The sequence below is a fragment of the Methylibium sp. T29-B genome, from assembly GCF_000576225.1.
GTDB lineage: Bacteria > Pseudomonadota > Gammaproteobacteria > Burkholderiales > Burkholderiaceae_C > Methylibium > Methylibium petroleiphilum.
In genome coordinates, this window is sequence record NZ_AZSN01000313.1 from 1 (window position 1) to 2,025 (window position 2,025).

The following is a 2,025-nucleotide window of genomic DNA, read 5'->3' on the forward strand; positions in this document are numbered from 1 at the left end:
CTCCCGCAGCGTCCACGCTGCGGCGCTTCGCCTCCGCCTGGGCCGAGGCCTCGGCGGCGCTGCACGGCGCCCGGATCGCCACGGTGCTGCACGCAGCCGCGGCCGCATTCGCGATCGGCGCGCTGGCCGCGCTCTACCTGCGCGGCATCGCCTTCGAGTACCGCGCCGGCTGGGACAGCACCTTCTTGACTGCGCAGCACGTGCAGCAGTGGCTGGGCCTCGTGCTCGGGCCGGCCTCGGCGCTGTCGGGCCTGGCGCTGCCCGACGCGGCACAGCTCGCGAGCCTGCGTTTCTCGGTCGGGCCGGGTGAGAACGCCGCGCGCTGGATCCACCTGTACGCGCTGACGATCGCGCTGGCCGTGCTGCTGCCGCGCACCGCGCTCGCGCTGTCGGCCGCCTGGCAGGCGCACCGCCTGGCGCAGCACCTGCCGCTGCTGCTGGACGAGCCCTATTACCAGCGCCTGCTGCCGGCCCGTGACGGAGAACGCCGTGCCGTGCAGGTCCTGCCCTACAGCTATGCGCTGCCGCCAGCCCTGCAGCCCGCGCTGCGTGCCGCGCTGGAAAGCGGCCTGGGCCCGCGGCTGGACCTGCGCCTGAACGACAGTGTCCCGCTCGGCGGCGAGGACGAGCTCGCGACCCTGTCGCTGCCGCCGTCGCCCGGCGCGGTCGTCGTGGTGCTGTTCGCGCTGACTGCGACGCCGGAGCGCGAGACCCACGGCGCCTTCGTGCAGGCGCTCGCCGCGCGGGCGCCTGCCGGTCAACAGCTGGTGGTGCTGGTCGACGAATCGGGTTTCCGGGCCCGCTTCGGCGGCGCCGACGGCGCCGCGCGACACGAGCAGCGGCGCACGGCCTGGCGGCAGATGCTGGGCGAGCTGGGGCAAACGCCGGTGTTCGTCGACCTGTCCGCGCCGGACCTGCAGGTGCTCGAAGCGGACAAGGGGCTGCAGGCATGAGCGCGGACGCGAGCGCCGTCACCGTGGCGCTGAGCCTCGTGTCGCACACCAACGTGGGCAAGACCACGCTGGCGCGCAGCCTGCTCCGGCGCGACATCGGCGAAGTGCGCGACGAGGCGCACGTGACGCAGAGCGCCGAGCCGCACACGCTGGTCGAGTCGCCCACCGGCGACCGCCTGCTGCTGTGGGACACGCCCGGCTTCGGCGACAGCGCGCGGCTCGCGAAACGGCTCGCGCAGGCCGGCAACCCGATCGGCTGGTTCCTGAGCGAGGTCTGGGACCGCTTCCGCGACCGCGCCTTCTGGTCCAGCCAGCGCGCGGTGCGCAACGTGCTCGAGCAGGCCGATGCGGTGCTCTACCTCGTCAACGCTTCCGAGTCGCCGCAGGACGCCGGCTACCTCGACGCGGAGCTGCGGGTGCTGGAGCTGATCGACAAGCCGGTGCTGGTGCTGCTCAATCAGTTGGGCCGGCCGCAACCGCCGCAGGCCGAAGCCGCGGAACTGCAGCGCTGGCGAGAGCGGGTGCAACCGTTCAGCTGTGTGCGCGAGGTGCTCGCACTCGACGCCTTCGTGCGCTGCTGGGTCCAGGAAGGCAGGCTGCTGCAGGCCGTGGGAGCAGCACTGCCGGCGGCACGGCAGGCCGCGTTCGAACGCCTGCGCACCGCCTGGGACGAACGCGGACGGGCCACCTGGTCGGCAGCCATGGAGGTGCTGGCCGAGCGGCTGGCGCGCGCTGCGTTCGACCGCGAACCGGTGGTCGAGGCCGGCTGGAGCGGCCGGCTGCGCCAGGTGGGCGCGCGCTCGGCTGCGTCGCGAGGGCACGGTCACGCCGCGCGAACGGGCGATGCAGGCGCTGGCCGAGCGACTCGACGCCGACGTCCGCGCCTCGACCGACCGGCTGATCCACCTGCACGGTCTGGACGGCCGGGCGACCGAGAGAGTGCTGACGCGCCTGGCCGAGCACTACGCGGTGCGGGAGCCGGCCAGCGAGGGCAAGGCCGCGGTGCTGGGCGGGCTGCTGACCGGCGCGCTGGCCGGGCTGAAGGCCGACATCGCCACCGGCGGCCTCACGC

2 protein-coding genes are annotated in these 2,025 nt (G+C 74.4%); both read left to right on the forward strand.

Features of this window, described 5'->3' with window-relative positions; genetic code table 11:
• Window positions 1–953, forward strand: a 953-nt coding sequence (locus Y694_RS21495; RefSeq protein ID WP_155935893.1) for a DUF2868 domain-containing protein, incomplete at its 5' end; no start/stop codon positions are given.
• The coding region (locus Y694_RS21500; protein WP_155935894.1) for a GTPase domain-containing protein at window positions 950–2,025 on the forward strand (1,076 nt) is incomplete at its 3' end. The genes Y694_RS21495 and Y694_RS21500, both read left to right, overlap by 4 nt.